2 protein-coding genes are annotated in these 1,233 nt (G+C 42.4%); both read right to left on the bottom strand.

Features of this window, described 5'->3' with window-relative positions; all coding sequences use genetic code 11:
• The coding region (locus tag BG32_RS00575) for a hypothetical protein (RefSeq protein WP_121526216.1) at positions 1 to 676 on the bottom strand (676 nt) is incomplete at its 3' end.
• Between the two features lie 392 nt (positions 677 to 1,068).
• The gene (locus tag BG32_RS17000) at positions 1,069 to 1,233 is read right to left on the bottom strand and encodes a type II secretion system F family protein (protein ID WP_409072638.1); all 165 of its coding nucleotides are present in this window, start codon (positions 1,231 to 1,233) and stop codon (positions 1,069 to 1,071) included.

The following is a 1,233-nucleotide window of genomic DNA, read 5'->3' as shown; positions in this document are numbered from 1 at the left end:
CTATAAGAAACTCTCGTTGCATATTAGTGTTTGGAGATAGAGAGTTATCTTCTTTGAAGTCGCTCGCCACTTCATCAAACCCGTCACTGATGTAGTTCAAGCCTACAACTTCCTCTCCTCTTAGTGTCAATAGAAGCGAGTAGCTCTTATCAACGATAAAAACGATATTATTCCCTTCAAAGACGCTGGTCTGAGCAATCTTGAAAATCGAAAAGGGTTTCACATCAACTATGTTAGGTTCAGGGAAGTTCTTTCCCGTCAGTTCTCCAATGAATTCGTACAGAGCTCTCTTCTTAGTGATAATGAAGGCCGGGACAAGACCCGTTCGAAGTGAAGACAATGAGTTCAAGCAGGCAACATTGACTTCGTCGGGCGGTAGAGAAAACTGAGATGCTGCCTTGAAGCTAGCTACACTTACCAGATTCTTTACTGATTTGACCCGTGGAACTTCGAGATGCTGAAAAACAACATCTTTTGGGTGGAAGGCAGTCACAAAAATCTCGTCGGCAGGAAGAGAATTGTTTTCCGAGAATACTCGTGATGCTTCTTCAAGCGAATCCGAACCCACCTTAAGTACAGAAAAAACGGGCTTTAAATAACGACCTTCAACGACAGCCCTGACGATTTCCGTATAACCCTCGTCTGAATTAACGGCAGTAATCATACTTTGAAACATAATTTACCCCCAAGTCTCAATAACTGACTTTCCCCGTGACCGGCTGGATTGTCAAAACACTGCCATCAGCAAAGTTCAATGTTGTCGACCCGCTAAGTATAGCTATAGAGCCATCACCATTAAAACGAATCCTGAAGTTTTCAGGGTTCTCCCAGTGACAGTCTTCAAATACCATCCCAGTTGTGATGATACTCTTCTTGATCTGAAATCATAGAACACATCAACGGGCCTCGAACGAACAACTGCTTCGAGACGCTGGCTTTCAATAAACGAATCAAAAGCAGTTTTGCTTAAAACAATTTTCAGACTAGCTATGATGTCAGATGACACAAGTACCACGCCGCTGATACACAGAGAGACCACGACCAGACAGCACAATAGTTCGGTAAAACTCATCCAATGCTTTGCTCCATTGCAAATACAGCACCATAAATCGTTATTGCCAGGAAACCAATAAATCCCCCAATAAATAATATCATTATTGGCTCGACGAGCGAAACAAGTTTCTTAAGTGCATTCTGGACTTGCATGTGATAGAAGTTTGCCACTTTAAACAT

It is taken from the genome of Mesotoga sp. HF07.pep.5.2.highcov (assembly GCF_003666285.1).
Classification (GTDB): Bacteria; Thermotogota; Thermotogae; order Petrotogales; family Kosmotogaceae; genus Mesotoga; species Mesotoga prima.
This window is presented reverse-complemented; position numbering and strand designations above follow the sequence as displayed.

Excerpts from the sequence above, each read along its gene's own strand:
- BG32_RS17000 (WP_409072638.1), bottom strand. The coding sequence starts at position 1,233 with ATGTTTAAAGTGGCAAACTTCTATCACATGCAAGTCCAGAATGCACTT.